The following is a 1,083-nucleotide window of genomic DNA, read 5'->3' as shown; positions in this document are numbered from 1 at the left end:
CCCTTTGTATGTAGCAAGGCGTTTACTTGCCATAGCTACAGAAGACATTGGTAACGCCGATCCGCGTGCGATGGAAGTGGCCTTAAATGCGTGGGATATATTTCAACGTGTTGGCCCAAGCGAGGGCGAGCGTGCAATTGCACAAGCCACTCTATATTTAGCCAGCGCACCTAAAAGTAATGCGGTGTATATGGCGTTTAATCAAGCAAAAGCAGATGCCAAAAACGAGCCAAGTTATCCCGTACCAGAGCATTTACGTAATGCGCCAACTAACTTAATGAAAGACCTAGGGTATGGCGCTGAGTACCGTTATGCGCACAATGAAGAAGGCGCATTTGCCGCAGGTGAAAAATACTTACCACCAGAGATGGACGGCAAAGAATATTACTTACCGAGCGAGCGCGGACTTGAGCAAAAAATTAAACAAAAACTCGATTACCTAAAAGAGCGCGATGCGCAAAGCCCACTTAGACGATACGAAAATGATTAAACTTTATATGATGATCGCCCTTGGCGGAGCCTCAGGTGCGTGTTTACGGTTTTTTATTAGCGAAAGCATGCTAAAACTCCTCGGTAGGGGATTCCCTTTTGGCACGTTGACGGTTAATATTCTGGGTTCATTGTTAATGGGCATTTTGTACGGTTTGATAGATAAAGAAATTATCACCGCAAGCCCCGCCAAAACCCTTATCGGTATTGGCTTTTTAGGTGCATTAACCACCTTTTCAACATTCTCAATGGACTCGTTGTTGTTATTACAACAAGGTCACTTTATTAAAATGGCCCTCAATATCATCTTAAACGTGATGGTGTGTATTTTTATGGCTTGGCTGGGCCTTCAGCTAGTAATGCAAAAAGGTTAAAAAACTAACATGTTAGATTCTAAATTTTTACGTCAAGACATCGAACAAACTGCAGCACGTTTAGCGGCGCGCGGTTACGAACTCGATGTAGCGACGGTAACGGCACTTGAAGAAAAACGCAAAACATTACAAGTAAAAACGCAAGAACTTCAAAGTCAACGTAATGCAAGCGCAAAAGCAATTGGTCAAGCCAAAGCAAAAGGCGAAGACGCACAGCCAC

Annotated in this window: 1 protein-coding gene and 2 pseudogenes; all 3 read left to right on the top strand. The window is 43.8% G+C overall.

From position 1 onward, the window contains the following. Positions 1–490 (top strand): annotated as a pseudogene (locus L652_RS0100810) (recombination factor protein RarA); the annotation flags it as partial. Further along, the gene (gene crcB, locus L652_RS0100805; RefSeq protein ID WP_021032117.1) at positions 483–863 is read left to right on the top strand and encodes a fluoride efflux transporter CrcB; all 381 of its coding nucleotides are present in this window, start codon (positions 483–485) and stop codon (positions 861–863) included. The pseudogene L652_RS0100810 and the gene crcB, both read left to right, overlap by 8 nt. Positions 864–872: 9 nt before the next feature. Next, a pseudogene (locus L652_RS01000000123130) lies at positions 873–1,083 on the top strand (serine--tRNA ligase); the annotation flags it as partial.

Origin of the sequence: Pseudoalteromonas sp. TB25, assembly GCF_000497995.1 — a bacterium.
GTDB lineage: Bacteria > Pseudomonadota > Gammaproteobacteria > Enterobacterales > Alteromonadaceae > Pseudoalteromonas > Pseudoalteromonas distincta.
The sequence above is the reverse complement of the archived record's forward strand: the minus strand, read 5'-3'. Positions and strand labels throughout refer to the sequence as shown.

Bases quoted from the DNA above. Each gene is read 5' to 3' on its own strand.
- crcB (WP_021032117.1), top strand. From the start codon at position 483: ATGATTAAACTTTATATGATGATCGCCCTTGGCGGAGCCTCAGGTGCG.